The organism is Brevundimonas sp. ZS04, assembly GCF_001956865.1.
Classification (GTDB): domain Bacteria; phylum Pseudomonadota; class Alphaproteobacteria; order Caulobacterales; family Caulobacteraceae; genus Brevundimonas; species Brevundimonas diminuta.
In genome coordinates this window covers 1-474 of the sequence record NZ_MTHE01000043.1, presented here as the reverse complement: position 1 = coordinate 474, position 474 = coordinate 1, and the positions used below count along the sequence as shown (strand labels likewise).

The following is a 474-nucleotide window of genomic DNA, read 5'->3' as shown; positions in this document are numbered from 1 at the left end:
CCGGCATCTCGCTCGATGCCGTGAGCGACCTCGAGCCGTACTGGGAAGGTGTCCGCAACCTCTACAGCCCGTTCGAGTCGGGTCTCCCAGGCCCCACGGGTCGCGTGTACCACCACGAGATCCCCGGCGGTCAGCTGTCGAACCTCCGCCAGCAGGCGATCGCTCTCGGCATGGCCGATGACTTCGAGCGCATCGAAGACATGTATGCCGCCGCCGACCGCATCCTCGGGCGCATTCCGAAGGTCACGCCGTCGTCGAAGGTGGTCGGCGACCTCGCCCTGGCGCTGGTCGCGGCGAAGGCCGATCCTGCGGACTTCGCGGAGAACCCGCAGAACTACGACATCCCCGATTCTGTGGTCGGCTTCATGGCCGGTGAGCTGGGCGACCTGCCCGGCGGATGGCCCGAGCCGTTCCGCACCAAGGTGCTCGCCGGCAGGCAGATCTCCATCGATGTGCCGCCGCTCACGAATGAGG

General features: G+C 67.5%; 1 pseudogene. It reads left to right on the top strand.

Going from position 1 to position 474, the window contains the following annotated elements:
• Positions 1-474, top strand: a pseudogene (locus BJP32_RS16675) (pyruvate carboxylase); the annotation flags it as partial.